The 25,711-nt window shown below is 65.0% G+C and carries 23 protein-coding genes and 1 riboswitch; of the genes, 17 read left to right on the top strand and 6 right to left on the bottom strand.

The window, feature by feature from the left end:
* Window positions 1-3: 3 nt before the first annotated feature.
* The 12 genes from cbiE to clcA all read left to right on the top strand — a co-directional run bounded on the left by cbiE (window position 4) and on the right by clcA (window position 12,530).
* On the top strand, window positions 4-1,245 hold the full coding sequence (gene cbiE, locus BN60_RS20855) for a precorrin-6y C5,15-methyltransferase (decarboxylating) subunit CbiE (RefSeq protein ID WP_020698086.1): 1,242 nt from the start codon (window positions 4-6) through the stop codon (window positions 1,243-1,245).
* Entirely contained in the window at window positions 1,242-1,625 is a 384-nt protein-coding gene (locus tag BN60_RS20850) for a cobalamin biosynthesis protein (RefSeq protein WP_020698085.1), read from the top strand. Before cbiE ends, BN60_RS20850 begins: the two co-directional genes overlap by 4 nt.
* Window positions 1,622-2,383, top strand: coding sequence for a precorrin-4 C(11)-methyltransferase (gene cobM / locus BN60_RS20845; RefSeq protein WP_020698084.1), 762 nt, complete (start codon window positions 1,622-1,624; stop codon window positions 2,381-2,383). Before BN60_RS20850 ends, cobM begins: the two co-directional genes overlap by 4 nt.
* Window positions 2,380-3,168 (top strand): uroporphyrinogen-III C-methyltransferase, encoded by a 789-nt coding sequence (gene cobA, locus BN60_RS20840; RefSeq protein WP_020698083.1) that lies wholly within the window; start codon window positions 2,380-2,382, stop codon window positions 3,166-3,168. Before cobM ends, cobA begins: the two co-directional genes overlap by 4 nt.
* The gene (locus BN60_RS20835) at window positions 3,165-4,487 is read left to right on the top strand and encodes a cobyrinic acid a,c-diamide synthase CobB (RefSeq protein ID WP_020698082.1); all 1,323 of its coding nucleotides are present in this window, start codon (window positions 3,165-3,167) and stop codon (window positions 4,485-4,487) included. Before cobA ends, BN60_RS20835 begins: the two co-directional genes overlap by 4 nt.
* Window positions 4,475-5,119: a 5,6-dimethylbenzimidazole synthase gene (bluB, locus tag BN60_RS20830; RefSeq protein WP_020698081.1), complete on the top strand. Its 645-nt coding sequence runs from the start codon at window positions 4,475-4,477 to the stop codon at window positions 5,117-5,119. Before BN60_RS20835 ends, bluB begins: the two co-directional genes overlap by 13 nt.
* 25 nt (window positions 5,120-5,144) lie before the next feature.
* A riboswitch (cobalamin riboswitch) is annotated at window positions 5,145-5,350 on the top strand.
* A gap of 217 nt (window positions 5,351-5,567) precedes the next feature.
* Entirely contained in the window at window positions 5,568-6,302 is a 735-nt protein-coding gene (locus tag BN60_RS20825) for a methyltransferase domain-containing protein (RefSeq protein WP_020698080.1), read from the top strand.
* Entirely contained in the window at window positions 6,299-8,503 is a 2,205-nt protein-coding gene (locus BN60_RS20820) for a TonB-dependent receptor (RefSeq protein ID WP_020698079.1), read from the top strand. The genes BN60_RS20825 and BN60_RS20820 overlap by 4 nt, the downstream gene beginning before the upstream one ends.
* A gap of 26 nt (window positions 8,504-8,529) precedes the next feature.
* Window positions 8,530-9,396, top strand: coding sequence for an ABC transporter substrate-binding protein (locus BN60_RS20815; RefSeq protein ID WP_020698078.1), 867 nt, complete (start codon window positions 8,530-8,532; stop codon window positions 9,394-9,396).
* Window positions 9,393-10,373 (top strand): FecCD family ABC transporter permease, encoded by a 981-nt coding sequence (locus BN60_RS20810; protein ID WP_020698077.1) that lies wholly within the window; start codon window positions 9,393-9,395, stop codon window positions 10,371-10,373. The genes BN60_RS20815 and BN60_RS20810 overlap by 4 nt, the downstream gene beginning before the upstream one ends.
* Entirely contained in the window at window positions 10,370-11,113 is a 744-nt protein-coding gene (locus BN60_RS20805) for an ABC transporter ATP-binding protein (RefSeq protein WP_020698076.1), read from the top strand. The genes BN60_RS20810 and BN60_RS20805 overlap by 4 nt, the downstream gene beginning before the upstream one ends.
* 94 nt (window positions 11,114-11,207) lie before the next feature.
* Window positions 11,208-12,530, top strand: coding sequence for a H(+)/Cl(-) exchange transporter ClcA (gene clcA / locus BN60_RS20800; protein ID WP_020698075.1), 1,323 nt, complete (start codon window positions 11,208-11,210; stop codon window positions 12,528-12,530).
* Here clcA and BN60_RS20795 read toward each other — a convergent pair.
* The 5 genes from BN60_RS20795 to BN60_RS20775 form a co-directional block, all read right to left on the bottom strand.
* Complete coding sequence (locus BN60_RS20795) at window positions 12,527-13,627, bottom strand: carboxylesterase family protein (protein ID WP_020698074.1); 1,101 nt, start codon at window positions 13,625-13,627, stop codon at window positions 12,527-12,529. The two genes, clcA and BN60_RS20795, sit on opposite strands and share 4 nt — an antisense overlap.
* Window positions 13,627-15,264 (bottom strand): GMC family oxidoreductase, encoded by a 1,638-nt coding sequence (locus tag BN60_RS20790; protein WP_020698073.1) that lies wholly within the window; start codon window positions 15,262-15,264, stop codon window positions 13,627-13,629. The genes BN60_RS20795 and BN60_RS20790 overlap by 1 nt, the downstream gene beginning before the upstream one ends.
* 39 nt (window positions 15,265-15,303) lie before the next feature.
* Complete coding sequence (gene panB, locus BN60_RS20785) at window positions 15,304-16,143, bottom strand: 3-methyl-2-oxobutanoate hydroxymethyltransferase (RefSeq protein WP_020698072.1); 840 nt, start codon at window positions 16,141-16,143, stop codon at window positions 15,304-15,306.
* Between the two features lie 109 nt (window positions 16,144-16,252).
* Entirely contained in the window at window positions 16,253-17,236 is a 984-nt protein-coding gene (gene galE / locus BN60_RS20780) for a UDP-glucose 4-epimerase GalE (RefSeq protein WP_043286298.1), read from the bottom strand.
* Between the two features lie 49 nt (window positions 17,237-17,285).
* Window positions 17,286-18,500, bottom strand: a complete 1,215-nt coding sequence (locus BN60_RS20775; protein ID WP_020698070.1) for an outer membrane beta-barrel protein — start codon at window positions 18,498-18,500, stop codon at window positions 17,286-17,288.
* A 358-nt stretch (window positions 18,501-18,858) separates the two neighbouring features.
* Here BN60_RS20775 and BN60_RS20770 point away from each other — a divergent pair, with 358 nt between their 5' ends.
* Entirely contained in the window at window positions 18,859-19,614 is a 756-nt protein-coding gene (locus BN60_RS20770) for an FkbM family methyltransferase (protein ID WP_215905929.1), read from the top strand.
* Between the two features lie 10 nt (window positions 19,615-19,624).
* On the opposite strand, the gene BN60_RS20765 is transcribed toward BN60_RS20770, so the two are convergent.
* Window positions 19,625-20,836 carry a glycosyltransferase family protein gene (locus BN60_RS20765; RefSeq protein ID WP_020698068.1) on the bottom strand — a complete coding sequence of 404 codons (1,212 nt, stop codon included), beginning with the start codon at window positions 20,834-20,836 and terminating at the stop codon, window positions 19,625-19,627.
* A 141-nt stretch (window positions 20,837-20,977) separates the two neighbouring features.
* Between BN60_RS20765 and BN60_RS20760 the strand changes: the two genes are divergently transcribed.
* The 4 genes from BN60_RS20760 to BN60_RS20745 are packed head-to-tail and all read left to right on the top strand — an operon-like array spanning window position 20,978 to window position 25,687.
* The gene (locus BN60_RS20760; RefSeq protein WP_020698067.1) at window positions 20,978-22,141 is read left to right on the top strand and encodes a glycosyltransferase family 4 protein; all 1,164 of its coding nucleotides are present in this window, start codon (window positions 20,978-20,980) and stop codon (window positions 22,139-22,141) included.
* Between the two features lie 16 nt (window positions 22,142-22,157).
* The gene (gene gmd, locus BN60_RS20755; protein WP_020698066.1) at window positions 22,158-23,249 is read left to right on the top strand and encodes a GDP-mannose 4,6-dehydratase; all 1,092 of its coding nucleotides are present in this window, start codon (window positions 22,158-22,160) and stop codon (window positions 23,247-23,249) included.
* Entirely contained in the window at window positions 23,215-24,186 is a 972-nt protein-coding gene (locus tag BN60_RS20750; protein ID WP_020698065.1) for a GDP-L-fucose synthase family protein, read from the top strand. The genes gmd and BN60_RS20750 overlap by 35 nt, the downstream gene beginning before the upstream one ends.
* The gene (locus tag BN60_RS20745; protein ID WP_083856218.1) at window positions 24,152-25,687 is read left to right on the top strand and encodes a lipopolysaccharide biosynthesis protein; all 1,536 of its coding nucleotides are present in this window, start codon (window positions 24,152-24,154) and stop codon (window positions 25,685-25,687) included. The genes BN60_RS20750 and BN60_RS20745 overlap by 35 nt, the downstream gene beginning before the upstream one ends.
* Window positions 25,688-25,711 lie beyond the last annotated feature (24 nt).

The raw sequence follows: 25,711 nt of genomic DNA, 5'->3' as shown, positions 1-25,711 counted from the left end.
TCAATGACGGCCGAGCGCGCAAACTGCCCGGCGACGCGCTGGCTGTCCATTGTCGGGATCGGCGAGGATGGCACGGCCGGTCTCTCGTCGGTCGCGCGGGAGCTCATCTCCTCGGCCGAGCTTGTGCTCGGAGGCAAGCGCCACCTTGCGCTGGCCAGCGAGCTGATCCGTGGCCGGCAGATGTCCTGGCCAAGCCCTATCGGCAATGTGCTGCCCGAGATCGAGAAGCATCGCGGCCGGCCGGTGGCCGTGCTGGCCAGCGGCGATCCGTTTCACTACGGCGTCGGCGACATGCTGATGCGCTCCATCGCCGTCGAGGAAACGATCTGCCTGCCGCAGCCTTCCTCCTTTAGTCTCGCTGCCTCTCGGCTTGGCTGGTCGCTGCAGGACGTGACGCCGGTCAGCCTGCACGGCCGGGCCCTTGAGCATGTCGTGCGTCATCTCCAGCCCAAGGCGCGTCTCCTGGCGCTGTCGTGGGATGGTGGAACGCCGGCAAAGCTCGCGGCACTCCTGGTGGCGCGCGGCATGGGGTCCTCGACGCTGACGGTGCTGGAGTCGCTTGGCGGACCCAACGAGCGCGTGCGGACGACCACCGCCGACGCCTTCGCCTTCACCGATATTGTGTCGCTCAACATCATTGCGCTCGACGTTGTCGCTGCAGCCGAGGCACAGGTCGTCACCTTGGCGCCCGGTCTCGACGATGCACTGTTCGAGCATGATGGCCAGCTCACCAAGCGCGACATTCGCGCCGTGACACTCTCGTCGCTGGCGCCGCGACAGGGCGAGCTTCTGTGGGATGTCGGGCTGGGCGCGGGCTCCATCGCTATCGAATGGTTGCTGCGTCATCCTTCCATGCGGGCGATTGGCATCGAGGAGGGCGCGGAACGCGCGGCCCGCGCCGCCCGAAACGCTGCGGCACTCGGTACGCCCGACCTGCAGATCGTGCAGGGCGTTGCACCGGCGGCCTTTGCGGGTCTGCCGCCCCCCGATGCGATCTTCGTTGGTGGCGGTCTTTCCGATGCCGGGCTGCTCGACGCGGCCTGGGCTGCCCTGAAGCCCGGCGGACGTCTCGTGGCCAATGCCGTGTCGCTGCAATCCGAAGCGCGGTTGATCGACTGCTTCCAGAAGCATGGCGGCGAGATCACGCGGCTGCAGGTCGCCAAGGCGGGCCGTGCCGGCACCGGCAATGTCTTCGTCTGGCGTCACGCCGCTCCCGTCACCCAGTGGCGGGCGAGGAAGCCATGATTGTCGCGGGAGTGGGCTGCCGACGAGACACGTCGGCCGACGAAATCGAGCGGGTCGTGCGCATGGCGCTCGGCATGTTCGACCTCGCCGTCGAGCGGCTGGACGCCATCGCCACCGAGTCGGAAAAGGCGACGGAACCTGCGTTTCCCGAAGCGGCCCGGCGGCTCTCGGTGAAGCTGATCGCCTGTACGGCGCACGATCTCGACAAGGTTGCGGGCCGCGTGCTCACGCGATCCAAGCTCGTGCTGGAAGCCAAGGGGCTGCCGTCGATTGCCGAGGCGTCGGCGCTCGTGGTGGCGGGCCGCGAAGGCCGGCTGCTCGGCACGCGCGTCGCCACCGAACGCGCGACCTGCGCCATTGCCATTGGAGAAGGACGTTGACTGTACATTTCATCGGGGCGGGCCCAGGTGCGCCCGACCTGATCACGGTACGCGGCCGCGATCTGATCGCGCGCTGCCCGGTCTGCCTCTACGCCGGTTCGCTGGTGCCGCGGGCGTTGCTCGATCATTGCCCGCCGGGAGCGGAGATCGTCGATACTGCACCGATGTCGCTCGACGAGATCGTAGCGGCCTGCCGTGCAGCGACCGACCAGGGGCGTGACGTGGCGCGGCTTCATTCGGGCGATCTTTCGGTCTGGAGCGCGCTCGGCGAGCAGCTCCGTCGACTGGACGAAGAGGGCATTCCTTACACGATCACGCCGGGCGTACCCTCCTTTGCCGCCGCGGCCGCAGCGCTTGGCCAGGAACTCACTCTGCCGGAGCTTGCGCAGTCGGTGGTCCTGACGCGCACGTCGGGTCGCGCGTCGGCCATGCCGCCGCGTGAGACGCTGCAGGCGTTCGGCGCGACGGGCGCGACCTTGGCGATCCATCTTTCGATCCATGTGCTCGACAAGGTCGTCGCCGAGCTGGTGCCGTACTATGGTGCGGACTGTCCGGCTGCCGTGATCTATCGCGCGAGCTGGCCGGACGAGCGCGTCATTCGCGCCACTCTGGGCACCATCGCCACGGAGGTCGCCAAGAGCCCGATCGAACGCACGGCGTTGATCTTGGTCGGCAAGGTCCTGGGCGCGCGCGATTTTCGCAACAGCGCGCTCTACGACGCCGCCTATCAACGCCGGTTCCGCGGCCGCGACGCATGATCCTCGACGGTTTCCCCGACCTTCCCGATTTCCCGGCAGGCGAAGTGTGGTTGGCTGGCGCCGGTCCCGGCGATCCGCGCCTGCTGACCGTGCTGGCGCTGTATGCGGTGTCGAAAGCCGACGACATCGTTCATGACGCGCTGGTCGATCCGCGGGTTCTGAAGCTCGCACGAGCAGGTGCGGAGTTCATCAAGGTCGGCAAGCGTGGCGGGCGGCCATCGCCGCATCAGCGAGACATCAACGAAATCCTGATCGAGCGGGCGCGTTTCGGACGCCGCGTGCTGCGCCTGAAGGGCGGCGATCCGTTCGTCTTCGGGCGTGGCTGGGATGAGGCCATGGCGCTCCATGTCGCCGGCATTCGCTTCCGGGTGATTCCCGGCCTTACCTCCGGCCTCGCCGGCACGGCGCTTGTCGGCATTCCTGCGACGTCGCGCGACACCAACCATGCCGTGGTGCTGGCGGCCGGCCATCGCGCGGAGGACGGCCGCTCTGCTGCCGACTGGGAGGCGCTGGCGCGGCTTGGCCAGCCGCTCATCCTCTATATGCCGATGGCGCAGCTGCCCGAGATCGCCGCCGCCCTGGCGCGGGGCGGCCTTTCCGCCGACACGCCGGCTGCGCTCATTCAATCCGCGACGACCGACGCCGAGCGAGTGGTCGAAAGCACGTTGGGCACCCTTGCTGCCGATGCGTCACGCGAAGGCATCGGCTCGCCCTCGATTGTCGTCATCGGCGCCATCGCGGGCCTGCGCAAGGAACTCCTGTCGTCGATGGTCGGATGGCAATGAGCGGCGGCCCGCGCGGCTTCATCGTTGCCGCCGCCCGCTCCGGCGCGGGCAAGACCGTCATCGCACTGGGCCTGATGCGCGCGCTCGCCCGCCGCGGCCATGTCGTGCAGACCTTCAAATGTGGGCCGGACTATATCGACCCCGCCTTCCATGGCGTGGCGGCGGGCAAGCCGAGCTTCAACCTCGACACCTGGTCGATGGCGCCGCCGACGCTCGCGGGTCTGGTGCAGCGCCACGCTGCCGATCTGATTGTGGTCGAAGGCGTGATGGGCCTGTTCGATGGCGTCGCGTCCGTCGGCCAGACGGCGCGCGGCGCGACGGCAGATCTTGCCGCGCTGACGGGCTGGCCGATCGTGCTGGTCCTCGACGTGTCGGGCCAGGCAGAGACCGCCGCGGCGGTCGCCACGGGCTTGGCGCGCTATCGCGCCGACATCGCCGTGGCCGGGATCATCCTCAATCGCGTCGCCAGTCCACGCCATCTCGCTACGATTGCGCCGTCGCTGGAGCGCGAGGGTTTGAAGCTCTTCGGCGCCATCGCAACCAACAATCGGTTCGCTCTGCCGGAGCGCCACCTCGGTCTGGTGCAGGCCGTCGAGATGGCCGATGTTCCCCAACGCCTCGACCTGCTTGCCGATACTGTCGAGGCATCGCTCGATCTTCCAGCCATCGAGGCTGCCGCCCGGCCGACAGCATTGCTGGCAACGGGGAGCATCGCGGGGCTAAGGCCTCCAGGCCAGCGGATCGCATTGGCGCAGGATCGCGTCTTCACCTTCATGTATCCGCACCTGCTGGAGAGCTGGCGCCTGGCCGGCGCCGAGATCGTGCCTTTCTCACCATTGGCCGACGAGGCGCCCGATCCCGGCGCCGATGCCGTCTGGTTGCCCGGAGGCTATCCCGAACTTCACGCCGGCACGTTGTCGGCGGCCGCTCGCTTTATGAACGGCCTGCGCGCCCATGCGGCCAGGTCGGTGCCAATCCATGGTGAATGCGGCGGCTACATGGTGCTGGGGCAGGGGCTCGAAGATGCCAGTGGCGCGCACCATGCGATGGTGGGGTTGCTGCGGCTCGAATCATCCTTTGCCAAGAGGCGGCTCCATCTTGGCTATCGCCGTGCGAAGCTTCTGGCCGACAATGTGTTGGGAAACGCCGGAACCGAGATCGCGGGCCACGAGTTCCACTATGCCAGCATTCAGTCGACGGGCGACGAGCCGTTGGTCGACTGTCGCGACGCAACGGGGGCTGCCGTTGCCGAAGCGGGGGCCCGTCGCGGTTCGGTGAGTGGCACGTTCTTTCATGCAATCGATCGATGGCAGACATGACACCCGACTTCGACGCCGCCTTTCGCAAGGAGTTTCGCGATCTCGTTTTGTGGCGGCGCGATGTGCGGCGTTTCCGCACCGATCCCGTAGCGCGCGAGCGTATCGACGATCTGCTCGAAATCGCAAGCCATGCGCCGTCGGTTGGACTCAGCCAGCCTTGGCGGTTCGTTCATGTCGAATCGCCCGAGCGTCGTCGCGCCGTGGTCGAGAGCTTCACGCAGGCCAACAAGAAGGCACTGGCCGGCTATGTCGGCGAGAAGCAGGAGATCTATGCCGGGCTGAAACTCGCCGGGCTGAAGGAAGCTCCGGTGCATCTCGCGGTCTTCTCCGACGATGGCACGCACAGCGGTAGCGGGCTCGGCCAGCAGACCATGCCGGAAACCTTGCACTACTCCGTGGTTGCTGCGATCCAGACGTTGTGGCTCGCTGCTCGTGCCGATGGCATCGGCATGGGGTGGGTTTCGATTCTCGATCCCAAGGCAGTGACACGCGTGCTCGACGTTCCGGCCGGCTGGAGTCTCGTCGCCTATCTCTGTCTCGGCTTACCGGCCGAAGAGCATCTCGATCCCGAACTCGAACGACACCACTGGGAAGTGCGCAGCGACCTCAAGGACGTCGTGTTCATCCGCTGACGTCTTGACGCGTTTCATCTCCACTGCCAAAACGATGAGCGGTGGTTCCCCTTCGGGGGATCAATAGGGAACGCGGTGCGTTCGCTTTGGCGAGCAATTCCGTGGCTGCCCCCGCAACTGTGAGCGGCGAGCTTTCGACCAAGATGCCACTGGGCACCGTGAGGTTCCTGGGAAGGCGGGCGAAGGCTGGGACCCGCAAGCCAGGAGACCTGCCACCAGCCGCGGTCACGCGCGAACGCATTGGGCGGGGTGTTCCAATGTAGCAACCGACTTGTTGTCGGCCGCTCGCAGCGGCATGGCGCGGGAAGGCTACTGTTCGCGGTGACGTCGAGACGTGTGCCGCGAGTCTGACGTGAAGAATCTATGGATCACCACAAGCACTTACCCATCGCCATTTGAGATTATGAATGGTAGTTATGTTATAACATAACATACAGAAATTCTGAAGATGAGCCCAAAGAACACTCTCGATCCGCTCGAGCTCTATGCCTCGGCGATCGACACATCAGACTATGTGCCCAGCATCGCGCCGCTGGTGCGACGCATGGTGCCGGCGGTCGGCGAACTGCTCGATGTCGGTGCTGGTGGTGGTCAGCTTGGAGCGGCACTGCGCGATCCGGCGCTGCCGTGGACGGCCATCGAACCTTCGCCGACCATGCGCCGTCGCCTGGCTCGGCTCGACAATCCGCCACGCATCGTCGAAGCCGGCTGGGCGGAGGCGGATGTCGCGGCGGGGATGCACGACACGGTGCTGGCGGCGACCATGCCGGCCTTGTTCGATCAACCTGAGGCTTTTCTCGCGCGTTGCCGGACCTGGGCTCGCAACGCCGTCGTCTGGGTCGTGCCGGCGCATGCCGGCCCCAAGGGGCTGTGCTTTGCGGGATGCCTGCCATCGGAATGGCATCGTGAAGACGAAACGCCCGGCATCGACATCGTGATGCGGGGACTGTCCTCGGCGTCGCGGCCGCAGGAGGCAGCCTTCGTCGATTGGACGTTCACGGGCATCGTATCCGATCTCGACCAGCTTGCGCATTGGATGGCTGGCCGGCTCGGTTGGTCCGACGCAGATGAGCGTCGCGCTCATCTGCATGCGCATCTCGCCGGCAACGCGAAACGCATCGACCAGGGTTTTCGTCTCGATATTCTCAGAAGAACTGCCGTTCTCGTTTGGGGGAATAAATGAACCGGCTCTATGCTTCGCTCGTTTGGGGGAGCATTGCCTTCGCCTCGGTCCCGTCCATCGCGCAGGATCAGTCGCAAGGCCAGGCGCCGACGCCAGCACCGGCGAAGGACGCCATGCATACGCTGCCCGAAGGCTTCATCACCGCGACCGGCCGCTACGAGCCGATCAATCGCATTGCCGGTACGGTGCAGATCATCCATCAAGATCGCATCGAGAAGTCGACGGCGCGTTCGGTCGCCGAGCTGCTGTCGGAAAATGCCGTGGGCTTCATGAGCGAATGGACGCCCGGCCAGACCTCGATCAACATTCGTGGTGCGCAGACCGAGGGCCAGGGCCGCGATTTCCGCAGCCAGGTGCTGGTGCTGATCAACGGCCATCGCGCCGGCACCGCCAATGTCTCCAAACTGTCGAATGCCGATATCCAGCGCATCGAGATCGTGCGCGGGCCTAGCTCTGTGGTCTACGGCAGCCAGAACATGGGCGGTGTCATCAACATCATTCTGAAGAATGGTCGCACGGCGCCCGGTGGCTTCATCGAGGGCTCGGCCGGATCATGGGATCTCTTCGAGGGGCAGGCCCAGTATGGCGGCGTCACGAAGGGGGGCTTCGACTACTACGGCGGTGTTGCTTCCAGCACACGTGGCAACTACGCCATCCCCGGCGGCAAGTCCGAAGAGAACACGGCCTGGACCCGCTTCAGCGCCACCGGGGCGTTCGGCTACCAGTTCAACGAAAACAACCGCATCGATATGACGGCGCGCACGGACGGCATCTACAACGCCGGCTTCCGTGGCTCGGCCGCCAACATCTTCGCCTTCGATACCCGCACCAACGCGTCTTTCGACATCAGCATCACCGGCAACACGCCCGACAAGGTGATGAACTATTTCTTCCAGGCCTATTACGTCAACGATGTCGATGCGCTGAACAATCCCTCGCCGCTCAGCGCCCTCAACACCATCCCGAACCGGACCTTCACCGACTACAACCGGCGCCAGCTCGACGTTCTCGGCACACGCTTCCAGCCGAGCTTCAATGTCTGGAAAGGCAACCAGCTCCTGGTCGGTATCGACTGGGAAAGGAGCTGGCTGCGGTCCGACCGCAACCGGGTCGGCGGTGCGGCAGTGACGCAGGCCTCGCCGCAGGACAACAACCAGACCGACAACGTCTTCGCCTTCTACCTCGAAGACTCGCAAAGTCTGATCGATGATCGTCTCGTCGTGCGCGGCGGCATCCGCCAAACCTTCGGCACGACGGCACTCGACTGGACGCCCTATTCGCCGACCCTGATCACCGGCAGCACCAACTACCAGGTCACGACCTGGATGGCCGGTGCCACCTTCCAGGCGACCGACTGGCTGGGCTTCCGTGCCGGAGCATCGACCGGCTTCCGCGCGCCGACGGCGACCGAACTCGGCGCCAATTTCACGGTTACGCCGATCGGCACGACGATCTTCGGCAATCCGGGGCTGTATGCGGAGACGGCCCAGCAGATGGAGGCGGGCACGACGCTCACCTGGGATGGTGGCCGTTTCGACGCCGTGGTGTTCCAGAACACGATCGCCAACCGCATCTCGGCGGTCACGGCCTCTTCGGTCGGCGGCCGCACGATTCAAGTCTACCAGAACAATCCGGCCAACATCGTGGTCCAGGGTCTCGAATTTCAGGCCGAGGCCGACCTGGTGAGGAGCTTCAAGCTGCCTTTCGAGGAGAGCTGGAACTGGAAAGTCTTCGGCAACGGCTACTACAACTTCAAGATGGTCGACTATGGGGCGCCGGCCGCGGCGGGTACCGGCATGGCCACGCGGATCAACCAGTACGGCATGGATATCGGCACGCAGTTCGGCCAGACCGGCACCAGGATACCCTGGAGCTTCCAGCTTCTCGGCATCCTGCGCGGTCCGATGTGGTACAATACTGAAGAAAGCCTCTCGCCGGTTTTCTTCCCGGGCCAGATCCGCAGCACGACGGTCTATCAGAAGGATCCGTTCTGGATCTGGAAGATGCGTGGTGAGGTCGAGGTGTACAGGGGCATCAAGGTCTTCGCCGCAGTGAACAACATCTTCAACGTGAACGCCCATCCGATCTTCATTGCTCAGGATCAGGTTCCGTGCGTGGCCATTCAGGCCAACCAGAACGGCGCCTGCGGTACTTCGATGGCCGGCCGCGAGTTCATCATGGGCTTCCAGTTCCGGTTCTGATGCTGAGGGCAGGGCTTGCGCTTCTGATGGCGGCGTTCGCACTGTCGAGTGCGAACGTAGTGGCGCAACCTGCGACGGTCCGTGATGCGTTCGGGCGCGAAGTCACCGTGCCAGTGCCGCCGCAACGCATCGTGACGATCTTCGCGTCCAACACCGAAATGGTGGCGGCTCTGGGCCTCGCCAATCGAATCGTCGGCATCGAGGCCTTCACGCGGTTCCCGCCCGAGGTGCTGGGCAAGCCGCTGGTCGGCGGTCGGCTCGGCTTCTCGGTGGATGCCGTGGTCGACCGCAAGCCAGATCTCGTGGTGGTGACGCCGGCACGCCAGGCAGCCAACCAGCTCGTCGAACCGATGGAGCGGCTCGGTATTCCGGTGCTGGTGCTGCTGCATCGTCGCGTGCCGGAGATCCTCGATAACATCCGGCTGCTTGGGAAGATATGCGGTGTGCCGGAGCGCGGCGAAGCGCTGGCAGCGGAACTGCAAGCGAGGCTCGACAAGGTCGAGAAGCAGGTCGAAGGCTTGCCGCGGCCGAGCGTGGTGATGATCACCGGCCGGCTGGGCAACGGCCTGCTGCTGATTGCCCGCCCCGGCACTTATACGGGGGATGCCGTGCTGATGGCCGGTGGCCGGTTCGCGTTGGACAGTGGCGCCATTGCGCAGATCTCGCCCGAGGCGGTGCTGAAGTCCGATCCCGACGTGCTCTTGTTCGCCGGCGGTGACAAGGATTTGAAAGAGCTGGTTGCGCGGCCGGGCTGGGCCGATATGCGCGCGGTTCGCGGCGGGCGGGCCTTCACTGTCGTCCGTGCCGAGTTGCTGATCCCCGGACCGCGCACGATTGCCGGCGTGGAGAAGCTGGCGGTGGTGCTGCATCCATCGGCGACGGCCAGGCAATGAGGGTTTGGGCGTCTCTCGCTCTGGCGCTTCTGCTGGCGATCATCGTCGCGGCTTGCGCCGGTCATGATTGGGCCTCGCCGGAAGACGTGTTGCGGGCCATCGCCGGCGATCCGTCGCTCGGCGCGCGCCTGCTGGTCGAATGGCGCATTCCGCGCGTGCTGGCCGCCGCTTTGGTCGGGGCACTGCTGGGGCTGGGCGGCACGGTCTTTCAGGGTGTCTTTCGCAACCCGTTGGCTGAGCCCTATCTGTTGGGTTCGGCTGGTGGTGCGGCGCTGGGCGCCACGGTGGCGTTGCTGGTGCCGCTCGCCGTGCCGCAGTCGCTGCTCCTGCCGGTGCTCGCCTTCGCCGGCGCCTGGGGCGCCACGATCCTGGTCATCGGCATTTCGCGTGTTTCGGGTGCGGTCGATGCGGCCGGCATGCTGCTGGCAGGCGTCGCCATGGCTGCGATCCTGGGCGCGCTGCGTTCTTTCCTGATGCTGGCGCTCTCGGACGAAACGGTAAGCCTGCAGATCGTGCTGAGTTGGGTGCTGGGAGGCGTGCAGACGCCGAGCTGGCCCGTACTGGGCCTGATGGCGGCAATCTCGGCGGCCTGTCTCGGCCTTACTCTCGTGCTGGCCCGCAACCTCGACATACTGGGGCTCGGCGAGACGATGGCAACGTCGTTCGGGCTCAACGTGACCCGTTTTGTCATGCTGGCGGTGCTGGCAGGGTCGGTCGTGGTTGCTGCCGCCGTGGCATTCGGGGGCCTCGTGGCTTTCGTGGGCCTCGCCTCGCCGCATATCGCGCGGTGGCTGGTGGGGCCGCTGCATCGGCCCTTGTTGCCCGCTTCGGCTCTGGTGGGAGCCATCGTCGTCACGGTGGCCGATGCTATTGCAAGATCGGCCCTGCCGCCGGCGGAGATTCCGCTCGGCCTCGTGACTGCGGTTGCAGGGGGGCCGTTCTTCATTCTGCTGCTGGCCCGCAGGTTGCGCACATGACCGCGCTAATCGCCGACAAGCTCACGGTGAAGCGCGGCAATGCCACTTTGCTTGATGGCCTGTCGCTGGCCTTGGGGCCGACCGGCTCCGTTGCTGTTATCGGCCCCAATGGTGCTGGCAAGTCGACCCTGTTGAAGGTTCTGGCGGGCATCGAGGCGCCAACCTCTGGCCGGATTCTGCTGGGCGACTGTGATCTCGCCTCGCTGTCCCATGCCGCGCGCGCCCATGCACTGGGTTTCGTGCCGCAGCATTTCGACCCGCATTGGGATCTGAGCGTCGGTGAGCTGGTGCAGCTCGGGGCGGAACGTGGTGAACACGTGGCGCAAGAGGCCGTCGACAAGACCATCGCCGCCTTCGAACTCGCGGAGCTGGGGCATCGGCGCTGGTCGACGCTGTCCGGCGGCGAGCGGGCGCGGGTACTGCTGGCAACGGTGCTGGTCGTCGATCCGCCGGTGCTGCTGGCCGACGAGCCCGCCGCCAGTCTCGACATCCGCCATCGGCTGGACGTGATCCAGGCCCTGGCTGCGCGCGGCCGCAATCGTCTTTCGATCGTGGTCGTGCACGATCTCGATCTCGCCTTCAGCTTCTTCGACCGGATCGTGCTGGTCGATCGCGGAACGGTGGTGGCCGATGCGCCGGCGCCTGCGCTGCTCGACGACCTGCGGCTCGACGCCGTATTCGGCGTTCGGTTCGAGCGACTACGGACCGACGACGGCTGGTTGCTGCGCGCCCGCCTTTGACAGAACGAGATCGACGGGCATTATTGCCGGCCATCATCGGGGGGCGCGTGTGACAGCAGGAGATCGACCAGAAAGGGCGCCGATCTCCGACGGCTTGTTCTACCTTCTTGCAGCGCTTTGCGGTGCGCTCACCGGCGTGGTCGGGGCAGCCTTCCATCTTGTGGTCGACACGCTGATGGTCTGGCCATCGTGGATAGTGGCGCGCTTCGGTCACGGTATTGGCGCTATTCTGCTGGCGGCGGCCATTGCCTCGGCAATCCTGGTCATTTCCTTCTTCCTCACGAGGCGGATTGCACCGGAGGCGGCAGGCAGTGGCGTCCAGGAGATCGAAGGCGCCATGGAAGGCCTGCGCGAGGTCCGCTGGCGCCGCATTCTGCCGGTGAAGTTCGTCGCCGGTGTCCTGTCCCTGTCGTCAGGCCTCGTCGCTGGCCGCGAGGGACCGACCATCCATATGGGCGCTTCCATTGCCGCAGCGATTGCCGAACGCTTGAAGTTTCAGACAAGCGAGCTGCGCGGCCTTCTCGCCGCCGGCGCGGCGGCAGGACTTGCGGCGGCCTTCAACGCACCGCTGGCGGCCATCCTGTTCATCATCGAGGAAACCCGAAAGCAGTTCGCCTACACGTTTCGTGCCTACACCGCCGTGATTATCGCATCGGTGTCGAGTGCCGTCGCGATGGAACTGGTCGGAGGAACGGCGCCTCAGCTGAAGCTCGACAGTGCCGAGATGCCCCTGTCCATGCTGCCGGCCTTCCTCGCGCTCGGGGTGCTGTTGGGGGGCGTAGGCCTGCTGTTCAATCAAACCATCCTCTTCATGCTGGACTGGACGGCAAAGACCTTCCGCAAGGTGCCGTTCGTGCCGGCGCTGGTCGTCGGCGCCGTGGTGGGGGCGCTCGCGCTCATCCTGCCGCAGGCGGTCGGCGGCGGGGAGTTGCTGATCCCCGGACTGGTCACCGGCCATCTGCCGCTGGCAACCCTGGCTGTGCTCGTCGTCCTCCGATTCATCGGTGCAATGGTGAGCTATCCGGTGGGTGTGCCGGGCGGCATCTTCTCGCCGATGCTCACTCTTGCGACGGCGCTGGGCCTGATCATTGGTCTGCTGGTGGAAGCCACATTGCCGACGCCGCCGCTTACCAGTGCGGCCTTCGCCATTGCGGCCATGGGCGGTTTGTTCGCCGCGACTGTCCGCGCGCCGCTGGTTGGTGTCGTGTTGGCGGCGGAGCTGACGGGTGGCTATGCGCTCATCTTGCCGCTGATCGTGACCTGCATGACCTCCAATGCCACGGCGCAGGCGTTGGGTGGGCGGCCGATCTACGAGCTTCTGCTGGAGCGCACGCTGCGACTTTCCGGCCAGACGGCGCCGCCGTCCCGGACCGGCGTCTCCGCCCCGATCGGTGCCGACGACTCGCCACGGTCTTAGGTTCTCTCGGCCAGGAACCAGTCGAGGATCCGCGCATTCTCGTCGCGCGGATAAGTGTGGGAAAGGTCGACGATCTCGCGATACACCACCGCCGCCCCAGCCTCTTTCAAGGTGCGTTCAGCTCCCTGCGCCATTTCCGGTGGAAACATCCAGTCCTGTGCACCGTGCACGATATGGATCGGCAGACCCTTGAGGCGCGTCGCATCCGCAAACGTCATCAGCAGGGGATGAAAGCTCGCGGCGATGGGGGCGAGGTGTGTGAACCGGCAACCTTCGCGTAGACCCAGCACGTAGCTGAAAGTGCCGCCGTCACTCATGCCGGTCAGCAGCTTGTGCGAGGTGTCGATATTCCATTCGTTGGCAACATCCTCGACCATGCGGTCGATGCGCGGGCCGTCGACTTCGGGCTCCATCAGCGACCAGGTCGAGCCGGCCGCCGTCGGGGCAATCAGGATGAAGCCGCGCGTGCGCGCCTCTCGCAGCCAACTCCAGAGGAAGGCGCCGCCATTGCCGCTGCCGCCATGCAAGGCCACGACGAGCGGCCAGCTACGGGTCGAATCGTAGTATTCAGGCACATAGAGCGAGAAGGCGCCGCGCGTCCCAGCCGGGCCGCCGATATGCATGAAGCCCACGCCTTCGCGCGTCGGATCGGCGGCGCCCAGGCGGTCTACTAGTGCAGTGTCGGCGCGTGCAGGCTGTTCGAGAAAGAAATGGCTGATCGGCTGCAGATGCACCGCCATCGGATAGAGCGCTTCGCAGGCCCGCGCATAGCCGCGCAGGCTGCGGTAGGCCGCGACAATCGGCTGCGATGCATCGGGGGCTGCCTGTATGCCGGCCAGGGCATCGGCTGCGGCTTCGCCGGCACGTTCAAGATGATCGCGCACGGGCGCGAGCCGGCTGGGCCATTCCAGTGCGCGCGATGCGGCGAGAGCCGGGGCGAGGTCGTCGTTGCGGCCGGCAAGGGCGTCGATGATCCGCGGCAGGGAGGTCGGCGAGAGGTGGCGGCCCGCGAACTCGATCGCATGCAGTGCACGCAACGTCGCCGGCACCAGCGCGGAGATCGTGTCGATCGCAGGTTCGGTGCTGGCGTCGGCCATCAGTCTTTCAGAAGCACGGCGTCGAGGGCCGGCTTACCGCGGATCATGTCGGCGGCCTTCTCGGCGATCATCAGCACCGACGCGTTGAGGTTGGCCGACGGCATGGTCGGCATGATCGAGGCATCGACCACACGCAGCCCGTCGAGGCCGCGCACCCGCAGTTGATCGTCGACGACGGCCGTGGGATCGCTGTCCGGCGCCATGCGGCAGGTGCCCATGAGATGGAAGGTCGTGGTGCCGCGTTCCTTGGCGGCCGCCATCAATTCCTCGTCCGACTGGGCCTGCGGGCCGGGGAACTCCTCGCGATCGTAATATTTGCTGAGCGGCCGGGAGCCCAGCAGGCGGCGTGCCAGCTTCATGCCGGCCAGCAGCACCTGGCGGTCGCTTTCCGCTCCCAGATAGTTCGGCTGGATGATGGGGTGCTCGAACGGATCGGCCGACCGGGCCCGAACAAAGCCGATGCTGTCGGGGCGCTGCTGCCAGGACGCGATGGTCATGCCGGGAAAGTCGTCGAGGGTCGACTGCACGCCTTCCTTGTAGCTCGCCGGCGTGAAGGTGAGTTGCAGGTCGTAGTTGTCGACCCGCTCGTCGGACTTCCAGAAGACGTAGATCAAGGTCGGGTTGAGCGAGAGGATGCCACGACGTGTCGCGGCGTATTTCAGCACTTCGCCGACCAGTCGCAGGCCCTTGGAGCGCTCGTTGATGCTGATGGCATTCTTGACACGTGCGACGAAGCGCGGCGCATAGTGGTCGCGCAGATTCTCGCCGACGCCGGCCAGTTCGTGCTTCACGTCGATCCCCAGGGACCGCAACAGAGATGCCGGACCGATGCCCGAAAGCTGCAGGAGCTGCGGGGAATTTATCGTCCCGCCCGACAGGACGACTTCCTTGTTCGCCCGTATCTCGACCGGCGCACCGCCGCGGCCGCCTTTCAGATAGCGAACGCCGACAGCGCGCTTGCCGTCGAGCAGGATCGAGGTGGCGTGCGCTTTGGTGCGCACCGTGAGATTGCGCCGCTTCATCGCGGGATGGAGAAATCCGCGGGCGGCGCTGACGCGGCGGCCATTGTTCACGATGCGCTGCACGTAGCTGACGCCCGCCTGCGTCGTGCCGTTGTAATCGCGGTTGCGCGGGATCCCCATTTCGACCGCGCCTTCGATGAAGGCCTCGCACAGGGGGTCGCGCCATTCGAGATCGGTGATCGGTAGATTGCCGTCGTTGCCACGGAAGGCGGCATCGGCCTCGCCCATACGCCGTTCGCTGCGGCGGAAATAGGGGAGAACGTCGGCGTAGCCCCAGCCGCGATTGCCGCGTTGGGCCCAGCCGTCGAAGTCCAGGCGCTGGCCGCGATTGTAGATGTGGCCATTGATCGAACTTGAGCCGCCCAGGGTCTTGCCACGAGGCGCGGAGATGGCGCGGCCGCCGGTCCATTCGCTCGGTTCGGACTTGTAGAGCCAGTTCACCTTGGGGTCGACCAGCGTGTACATGAAGCCGGCCGGGATATGGATGAAGGGATGCCAATCCCGGGGGCCGGCTTCGAGGACGCAAACCGTGACGTTCGGATCCTCGCTCAAGCGGCTCGCCAATACGCTGCCGGCGGAGCCGGCGCCTATGATCACATAGTCAAAGCTGTCCATTCCCGCTCTTTTCCGCCCTGGTCGGCTCTCGCCCGTTTCTTATGAGCGTGATTGACCACCGGATTTGGGCAGGAAGCAATGCTCCATCGCGGGAAATCGACGGGCCCGCACATCGGCTGCATAGCTGGCGGCCGCTTCGGAGATCTGATTTCCGATCTCGGCATAGCGCTTCACGAATTTCGGCGTGAACTCGCTGTACAGACCCAGGACGTCGTCGATAACCAGGACCTGGCCATCGCAGGCCGGCGAGGCGCCGATGCCGATCGTGGGGATCGGCAGCGTCTCGGTAATGGCCCTGGCCACGGGCTCCAGCGTGCCCTCAAGGACGATGGCGAAAGCGCCGGCCTCGGCCATCGCCTCGGCATCGTGGGTAATCTGCCGGGCCTCCTCGTCGGATCGCCCGGTGGCCTTGAATCCACCGGCCACGTTCACGGCCTGCGGCATCAAGCCGACATGGGCACAGACCGGCACGCCACGCTGGGTCAGGAACCGCACCGTTTCGGCGAGCGCTTCACCGCCTTCGATCTTCACGCCGCTGGCGCCGGTTTCGGCCATCACGCGCGCCGCACTGTGGAAAGCCTGCTCCGGGCTCGCCTGATAGCTGCCGAACGGCAGGTCGACGATCACGCAGGCGCGCGAAGCACCGCGCACTACGGCGGCACCATGGGCGATCATCATGTCGAGGGTGACCGGCAGGGTGCTGTCGAAACCGTAGATCACCATACCGAGCGAATCGCCGACCAGCAGCAGGTCGACATGAGGGTCGAGCCGGCGGGCCATCTCGGTCGTATAGGCCGTGAGGCAGACGATGGGCTCCTGGCCCTTGCGGGCCCGGATCTGTGGCGTGCTGATTCGTTTGGCGGCTTTGACGGCGCTCATTTTGACCTGCGGGCTGGTGAAACCCTCGTTTCCCACGTTCGATCCGTCGTAAAAAGACAAAATCGCGCCGAATGCCGCCAGTCGAAGCCTTGGATCGCCGAGCGGGCGCTCAGCGCATCAATGCACGGCGCCAGCGCAAAGCATCCTCGATCTGCGTTTCGAGGCCGCGCTGGGGGATCCAGCCAAGTTGTTCCTGCGCCTTGGAGATGGCGCCGACGAGGCGCGGCGAATCACCCGGCCGACGGGCGCCGAACACGTGGGGCACGGGTTGGCCGGCGAGCTTGCCGACGCAATCGACTACCTGCTTGACGCTATACCCGATGCCGGAGCCGAGATTGAAGGCGTCGTGCCGACCCGACTTGCCCTGAAGCAACAACCAGCGTACGGCGCGCAAATGGGCATCGGCCAGGTCGGTCACGTGCACATAGTCGCGCACGCACGATCCATCCTCGGTCGGATAGTCCGAGCCGTGCACGACGAGGCAGGGCCGCAACCCCAGCGCCGCGTCGATCGCGAGCGGAATGAGGTGCGTTTCGGGATTGTGTGCCTCGCCGATCAAGCCGCTGGCGTCGGCGCCGGAGGCATTGAAGTAGCGCAACGAAGCGGCACGCAGGCCGCGCCAGGCGGCAGCAGCCAGCGCGCGTTCGACACTCGCCTTAGACGAGGCATAGGGGTTGATCGGCGCGAGGCGGTGGGACTCTTCCAGTGCGTCGGTTTGAGGCAAGCCGTAGACGGCGCAGGTGCTGGAGAAGACGAAGGCTTCTACGCTGTGGCGCACGGCGGCACCGATCAGCACATGGCTCTTGCCGGCATTGTTGTGCAGGTAGCGCTGAGGCTGCGATACCGACTCGCCGACCTCAATGTAGCCCGCGAGATGGATCACCACGCGCGGCTTGTGACGGACGAAGACATCCTCGACGAAGCGGCCGTCGCCGATATCGCCACGTTCGAGCGGTCCCCAGCGCACGGCCCAGTCGTGGCCTTTTTCGAGGGTGTCGAGGCATATCGGTTCCACACCAGCTTCGGCCAATGCCTTGCAGACGTGACTACCGATATAGCCGGCGCCGCCGGTCACCAGGACCGGGCCGGGAATAGGGGGCTCGAACACGTTACACAATCCAATCGTTAAAGCTGAGCTGCTGCTACAGACGCGCACCGAGGCGAAGCAAGATGAGGTTCTGGGAATAGCCCAGACCGGACTGGTTCGAAGTCCGGTAGATGTATTGATAGCTCGGTCCGATGAAGAACTGGCGCACGGGCGTGTACATGACGCTGGCGCCTAAGGTGATGTACTGGTCATAACGCGAGTTGGTCGACGAGAAGCTCTGATAGTCGGCAATGGTGTAGTCCGCCAGGGCGCCGAGCTGGATATTGGGTCGCAGCTCGTAGCTCGTATTGAAGCCCATCGACGTATTGAGATAACCCGATTCGCCAACGATAGCAGATTCGTTCACCGTGCGCCGGACATAGGGCCGTATCCAGAGTTCCTTCACGGGATTCCAGTGCGCCAGCAGGCCGAACATCGGCCCCTGAAATGGCGCGGTGCCCTGGTTCACGTAGTTCTGCTGCAGATAGCCGGCGAAGGCTTCGGCCGAAATAAGGCCGCCAAGGTTGAGGGTGATGCCGCCGACCAGGTCCCAGCCGCTGGAGTTGCGGGCGAAGCCCGTAGCGTCGACCGGCGTCACGTACATGCGCTGGTTCAGGCTGCCACGCACCCAGAATTCGTAGCCGTCGAGAAACTCGTAACCGAAACGAAGGGATTCGCGCAGCTCGGTACGATTGCGGTCGGCGTTGGGTACGACGCCCTGGGCAGTGCCGAGGCCGTTGTCGAAGTAGGTGTAATTGTCGACGGTGATCTCGGCGCGGCCGCTGAAGCGATTGACCTTCTGGTAGTAGCCGGCGCTGCCGATCAACTGATTGTAGATCGTTACATTCGAGGGGCCGCTCACGGTATTGGGGAGACCGGGATCCTCATGTTTCCGATTGAACGAGAAGCCGCCATAGACATTCCAGTTACGCTGGATGTCGATACGGCCGTCGGTCCCTACTGCGACGTCCTGATAGTTCTGCGTCGGCGCGCTCGTGTAGAAGCCAATGTTGCCACGGGCATAGACGTTCAGCATGTGGCTCGACCAGGTCGAGCGCAGCTCGACGGTCGGCTTGATCACCTGCAGGAAGCTCGCCGTAGGACCACTGTCCGCCGATTGAGCGAAGACGTTGTCATTGAAGGCTTCGTTCAGCTCGAGGGCGGGAAACAGCAGGAAGCTGCCAACCCGCACGCCCTTGGGGTCGTAATTCGCGCCCTCGCGGGCAGAGACGGTGCGCTCGTCCTGCCGCTCTAGGCGCTGCTGCGGCAAGCCGGGGCTGCCGGGTGCAGACTGTTGCGCTTCTGCGCAGGTTACTCCGATCGATATCAAAGCGGCAGCCCCCCAAAGGGCTCCGGCGCCACGTATTGTGGTCATACCGTCTCCATCGCTCCGCCAAGGCACAACATTCAACCATCAGCGCACCACAGTCTCAATACGATACGCTGTGGTTAAATGGACCGGCCTGACATCGCACTCAATGTGAGGATGTCGCGATCACAGACTGGTCACGGACAATCTGGAGGAAATGCAAGGAGTTAGGCTGACAGTCGGGCCACTGATTGATCACTGTCGTTCGGCAGGGGCTTGGCGAATGTTCACCTTCCCGTTCGCCCGCCCGGAGATCGTCATGCTCAAGATCGTCAAGGATTCGGTGCTCAAGGTCAGCCGGTCATTCGGATACGACATCGTGCCGTTGCGAGAGATGCGTGAGCGTGACTTTGCTCTGCATCTGCGTGAGCTGCTCACTCGCTTGAACATCGACTGCGTGCTCGATGTCGGCGCCAACGTGGGGCAGTACCGGGACTTCCTGCGCGATCGTGTGTTCTACGAAGGCACCATTGTCTCGTTCGAGCCGGTGGCGCGTCATGTCGAATTGCTGCAGGCGCGGGCCCGCGACGACGCCGCCTGGCACATCGAGGGCTACGCGCTGGGCGCGCGCGACGAGCAGATGGCCATCAACGTGATGGTATCGGACCAGTTCAGCTCCTTCCTCGAACCCGATAATCGCCAGGTGCAGGAATTCTCCGAACTCAATGTGCCTTGCGCCAAGGAAGCCGTGACGGTGCGCACGCTCGACGTCGTGCTGCCGGTCCTGCAGGAGCGGCTGGGCTTCGAACGCCCCTATCTCAAGCTCGATACTCAGGGCTTCGATATCGAGGTGCTACGCGGTGCAGGCGACAGTCTGCAATCGGTAAGGGCGTTGCAGACGGAGGCATCGGTCCTCGGCATCTACAAGGGAATGCCGGGTTACATGGACACACTGCGTCATCTCGATGGGTTGGGTTTCGATATCACCGGCATGTATGCGGTGAGCCGCGATACGGCGCTGCGTCTGGTCGAATTCGATTGCGTGATGATCAATCGGCGTGCCGTCGCCTCCTAAAGGGGGGCTTCTAGTCCAGCCTGCCGCAGAGTTGCCGGACATCTTCGCCGGCGACGAACATGCTGCTTGGCGATGCGCCGAGACGGCCGCGGACCCGGTCGTACTCGTCCGGTGTCAGCGTCTCGAAGAAGCGCACCAGCGAATCCTCCAGCGGCATGTCGAAGGTCCATCCGATCTCATGCTGTTCGAGGACCGAGCCGACCTCGAAGCCCCGTACGGCGAGGCAGGGCACGCCAAAGTAGCCGGCCTCGTAGAAGCGGCAAGGCATGAGCCACCGTGAATTGTGGTCGGTGTGCTCCAGGTCGAGTGCCCAGGCAAAGTCGACCTCGTCGTACATGTCCTCGAGATCCTGGTGGGGCAGATAGGGCCCGCCATAGACGATGTTGGGGTGACGCCGGAGAGCTTCGTCGAAACGCGACTGATCGACTGTCGTCAGCACGCCGCGGAATTTGAAGATGACGCGTCCCCGCAGTCGCTCGGCGAGACGCGTCATGAGGTCGAAAGTTTCTTCGCCGCGTATCAGGCCGAAGTAGCCGACGATCCAGGGGCGCTGGCCGCGGTCGTTGTGCGACGGTGCGTTGGTTCGACGTGAGATCGAGGGGTGCAGCTTGTTCTCCAGCAGGAACCACTCGCCGTGATAGCGCTGGATGGCGTCGTAGAAGGCGCGATGAAATCCCGGTGAAGACAAGACCAGAAGCCGGGTGTTGCGCAGACACAGCCGTTCGACGGCGCGGATCAACCGCGATGCCCATCCGTCGTGGATGAGGATCGGCGGGATGTCGAGCACTTCGTAGGTAAGTGGCGCACGAGAGAAGGAGATGAGACGCGCGAGCATGGCCAGCACCAGCTGGTCGATGTTGCGGGCATAGTAGACGGACGCGCGCTTCAGTTGCTGGCGATGTGCGATGATGGTGGGGATGGCGCGCAACAAGGCGCCGAGACGCTGCCCGTAGCGGCCGTCGCTGGTGAGGCCGAGCGGCACATGTGGCCATGTCGGCTGATACGAGCTGTTGTAGCGATGGCGGCGAAAGCCGAACACGGTAACGCGATAGCCGTGGTCGGCGAATTGCTGCACGCGCTTCAGGGTGCTCGCATCCGTTACGTCCGGGCAGAAGAATAGCAGCTCGCGTCCGTCGGCGTTCATGGCGCGCACGCGATTCACGCTGTCGCTCGTGCGATCGACGGTGACGTTCTCATCCTCTATGTCGACCGATCCGTGCATGCTTGCGCCTCCGGCGTGGAGTATCCGGGAAGTGCCGGGGTTTGGAGCGTGACCAATCTGTGTCGTTGGGCGCAGCGCATCCGGACAGTCACAGGTTAATCACTAGCCGCAACGGCGTGCGCGGTGTTTCGATACACGTACATGAACACCGCCGTCACTCATGCTTGCGACACGCATCTCGCCGATCGTTCACCGCGCTTCGAGCGCGTGGCGGTCAGTTGTGTCTTCGGCAATCCGCGCGATCTGCGTTCGTGGTCCGGTGCGCCGGCGAACGTATCGAATGCAATGGAGCGTCTGGGCGTCACCGTCGAAGCCATTCATCCGAAGCTCGGCAAGATGGCCAAGTTGGGTGTCGCGTTGCGCGACATGCTGAGTGGCTATGGGCGGCCGATCTCGAGCGAGCAGGTGCTGCGCAGTCTGCGGGCGCGCCGCCGCATGGCACATGAAGTGGCGCGTCAGGCCGATGCGCTCGGCGTGCGCCACGTCCTGCACACAGGCACGCTCGACCTGCCTGCCTGCGATCTCGTTCGTGGCACGCGGCATTATCTCTACTGCGACCATAGTTGGGCGCTGGCGCGTCGCCATCACGTCCATGCGAGCCGCTTCACCGGCAAGGCCCTTGAGGCTTTCGAGGCGACGGAGCGCGAGGCCTTGGCCGGTCTCAGCCATATCTTCACATTCGGCGCCTATGTCCGGGACAATCTGATCGCCCACTACGGCCTGCCGGCCGATCGCGTGACGGCTGTCGGGTCGGGCATGGGGGCGATCGAACCCTGGTTCGGGCCGAAGGACTTTTCTCGTCCGGCGCTCCTGTTCGTTGCGAAGCATCTCTTCCAGGCCAAAGGCGGCACGCTGTTGCTGCAGGCTTTTGCCGAGGCGCGCCGCCATCGGCCGGACCTCAAGCTCACCATCGTCGGCGACGAGCGCAGCCGGGCGTTCCTAGACGGGCAGCCCGGAGTCGAGCTGCGCGCGCATCTGCCGTGGATGGAGTTGCAGAACCTCTATCGTCAATCGACGCTGCTCGTGCAGCCGATGCTCAACGACCCCTGGGGGCAGGTCTATCTGGAGGCCATGGTCTCGCGCACGCCGGTGATGGGGCTCTATCGCAACGGCCTGCCCGAACTGGTCGACGGCGGCCGTCACGGCTTCCTGGTCGATCGCGCCGAACCCGCAGCCCTCGCCGAGGCCATATTGAGCGCGCTCTCCGAACCCCGACGGTTGGAAAGCATGGCCTCCGCCGCCCAGCGCCACGTCATCGGTTCCTATTCCTGGGACCGCGTCGCCGAACAAATCGTCTTCTCTTGAACGGAAGGTCGCCAGCATGTCGAAGGACAAAATCGCCCTCATCACCGGAATCACCGGGCAGGACGGCGCCTACCTCGCCGACTTCCTATTGGGGCAGGGCTATGTGGTGCACGGCATCAAGCGCCGCTCCTCGTCGCTCAACACCGAACGCATCGACTATCTCTACCGCGACCGCCACGATAGCGACGTTCGTCTGTTCCTGCATTACGGGGACATGACTGATTCGACCAACCTTTTACGGTTGCTGAACGAGATCAAGCCGACCGAGGTCTACAACCTGGCGGCACAGAGCCACGTGCAGGTGAGCTTCGAGACGCCGGAATACACGGCCAACACCGACGCCCTCGGAACGCTGCGCATGCTCGAGGCGATTCGCATTCTGGAGATGCAGGATCACGTGCGCTTCTACCAGGCCTCGACGTCCGAACTGTTCGGCAAGGTGCGTGAGACGCCGCAGCGCGAGCTGACGCCGTTCTATCCGCGCAGTCCCTATGCCGTGGCAAAGCTCTACGCCTACTGGATCACGGTGAACTACCGCGAGGCCTATGGCATGCACGCGTCGAACGGGATCCTGTTCAATCACGAATCGCCGATCCGCGGCGAAACCTTCGTGACCCGCAAGATCACGCGCGCCGTCGCGGCCATCGAGCGCGGCTATCAGGACCGCCTTTATCTCGGCAACCTCGACGCCAAGCGCGACTGGGGTCACGCCCGCGACTATGTCGAGGGCATGTGGCGCATCCTCCAGCAGGAGGAGGCCGACGACTACGTGCTGGCGACCGGCGAGACCCATACGGTACGTGAGTTCGTCGAGCTGGCGTTCGGCCAGATCGGCCGGCCCATCGAGTGGCAGGGGACGGGCGACGAGGAGCAGGGCTACTGCCGGCGCACCGGCAACGTGCTGGTTGCGCTCGATCCGGCCTATCGCCGGCCGACCGAAGTCGATCTGCTCCTCGGCGATCCGGCGAAGGCCCTTACCAAGCTCGGCTGGCGCCATCGTACCAGCTTCCCGCAACTCGTGGCCGAAATGGTCGAGGCCGACCGTGTCATCCTGAAAGGAATGGGAGAGCGTTATGCCCAGTACCCCACGCTACACGCTGCGCAATAAGCGAGTCTGGGTCGCAGGCCATCGCGGCCTGGTGGGCGGCGCGTTGGTGCGCCGCCTGCAGAGCGAGGGCTGCGAGATCGTCGTGGCGCCGCGCGAGTCCGTGGATTTGCGGCACCCCGATCAGGTCGAGCGCTGGATGCGCGAGGCCAAGCCGCAGGCGGTATTCCTGGCGGCGGCACGGGTCGGCGGAATCTACGCCAACGATACGCGGCCGGCCGAGTTCATCTACGACAATCTGATGATCCAGACCAATGTCGTCGAGGCTTCACGCCGCGTCGGCGTCGAGAAGCTGATGCTGCTGGGCTCGTCCTGCATCTACCCGCGTCTGGCGCCGCAGCCGATCCCGGAAGCGGCTCTGCTCACTGGCGCGCTGGAGCCGACGAACCAATGGTACGCCGTCGCCAAGATCGCCGGCATCAAGCTCGGCCAGGCCTACCGGCGGCAGTACGGCTGCGACTTCATCTCGGTCATGCCGACCAATCTCTATGGTCCGGGCGACAACTTCGACCTGATGCAGAGTCACGTCGTGCCGGCTCTGATCGTGAAGGCACATCAGGCCAAGCTTACCCAGGCGCCGACCATGGAGGTTTGGGGGACGGGAGCCGTCCGGCGCGAGTTCCTGTTCGTCGACGATGCCGCCGACGGCATGGTCTATCTGATGCAGCACTTCTCCGACGAGGGGATCGTCAATCTCGGCCAGGGCTCGGATGTGCCGATCCGCGATCTCGTCGAACTGATCTGCAAGGTCGTCGGCTACAAGGGCGGAATCCGCTTCGATACGTCACGGCCGGATGGCACGCCGCGCAAGATGATCGATACTTCTTTGGCCGCCTCGCTCGGCTGGCGGGCGCGTACGCCCCTGCAGGCGGGTCTCGAGGAGACCTACCGCTGGTACGTCGACAATGTCGCTTCCGAGAAACGCCGCGCCGTCGCCTGAGGCGGAGCTCGCGACTGGTCATCTCGATGCTGACCTAAGTCGACGGTCACGGCGCGGTGGCGCTTTGCTCATGGGCGCGCAGGGCGTGCGCGTGCTGGGGCAACTCGCCACGCTCGTCGTGCTGGCGCGCCTTTTGCCGCCGTCGGCTTTCGGCCTTTTGGCGATGGTGGCGGCGGTCGGGTTGGTGCTCGACCTTCTGAAGGAGCTCGGTCTCTCCGCAGCCACCATCCAGAAGACCGACCTCACGCAGGCGCAGGTCTCGGCGCTGTTCTGGATCAATGCCGCGGCCGGAACCTTGCTGGCGCTCGCTCTAGTTCTGGCAGCGCCGTTGCTGGCGGCATTCTATGGACAACCGGAACTCACCTCGGTGGCCCGTTGGCTGGCCCTCGGCTTTGCGATGAGTGGCCTCACGGTCCAGCACTGGGCCTTGCTGCGTCGCCAAATGCGGTTTGCGGCCATCGCCGGCCTGGAGACCATGGCCGACTACGCAGGTTATGTCGCGGCCATCGGCCTTGCTCTGGCGGGCGAAGGCTACTGGGCGCTGGTCGCCCAGCGGCTGATCACGCCAGGCATCCTCATGATCGGAAGCTGGGTCGTCTGCCGCTGGCGGCCGTCCCGACCGGCTGCGGCCCCCGAACTGGGTGGCCTGCTGCGTTTTGGAATATCTGTGACCGCAAGCGGCCTCGCCTCGGCGACGGCGCGCAGCTTCGACCAGATCATGATCGGCTGGCTGTGGGGACCGGCGGCGCTGGGCCTTTACGAGCGCACGACGCGACTCCTGCTTCTGCCGGTGAACACCATTAACGCGCCGGTCTATGCTGCCGGAATGCCGGCGCTGAGCCGGCTCGTCGATCAGCCGGAGCGCTACCGCGCCATGTTCCGGCAGATCGTGCAGAAGCTCGGTCTGCTCACCATGCCGGTCTTTGCGGTCGTCGCATTGACGGCCGACTGGATGGTGGAGATCCTGTTCGGCCCGTCATGGACGGCCGCGGTGCCGCTTGCCGCTCTGTTCAGCGTGTCGGCGATCTTCCTGCCGGTGCTGCTGACGATGGGCCTGCTCTACCTGACGCAGGGCCGAACGGTGGAGCTGCTGCGGGCGACGCTGATCGACGCGGGAATTTGCCTGCTGGCAATTGGAGCCGGCCTGCCCTGGGGAGGTGTGGGCGTCGCCGCCGCCTTGGCAGTCACGGGGCTGGCGCTGCGCACGCCGCTCTCGTTCTGGCTCGCCACCCGGCACGGTCCAGTCCGCAACATCGACGTCTGGCGCGCGATCGCGCCGCCGGCGTCGGCCGCCATTGTTGCGGCAATGACGGTGGCCTTGGTGAGAGCCTGTGTGCCGCGCAACTTATCGGTCGAATCCGTCGCGGCCGTCGGTGCGGCCGCCTCGACCGTCATCTTGCTGGTCTTGCTGCTCTGGCCGGAAACGCGGCGCGAGATACGTTCGGGCGTTCACCGCGCTGCCATCTTCGTCCGACGTCGGCGCGCCGTTCTTGAGCCCTAGGTCCCCTGCGATCGACCCAGAGGC

Origin of the sequence: Reyranella massiliensis 521, assembly GCF_000312425.1 — a bacterium.
Taxonomy (GTDB): domain Bacteria; phylum Pseudomonadota; class Alphaproteobacteria; order Reyranellales; family Reyranellaceae; genus Reyranella; species Reyranella massiliensis.
Note: the sequence above shows the minus strand (reverse complement) of the source record. Positions and strands in the feature narration are given on the sequence as shown.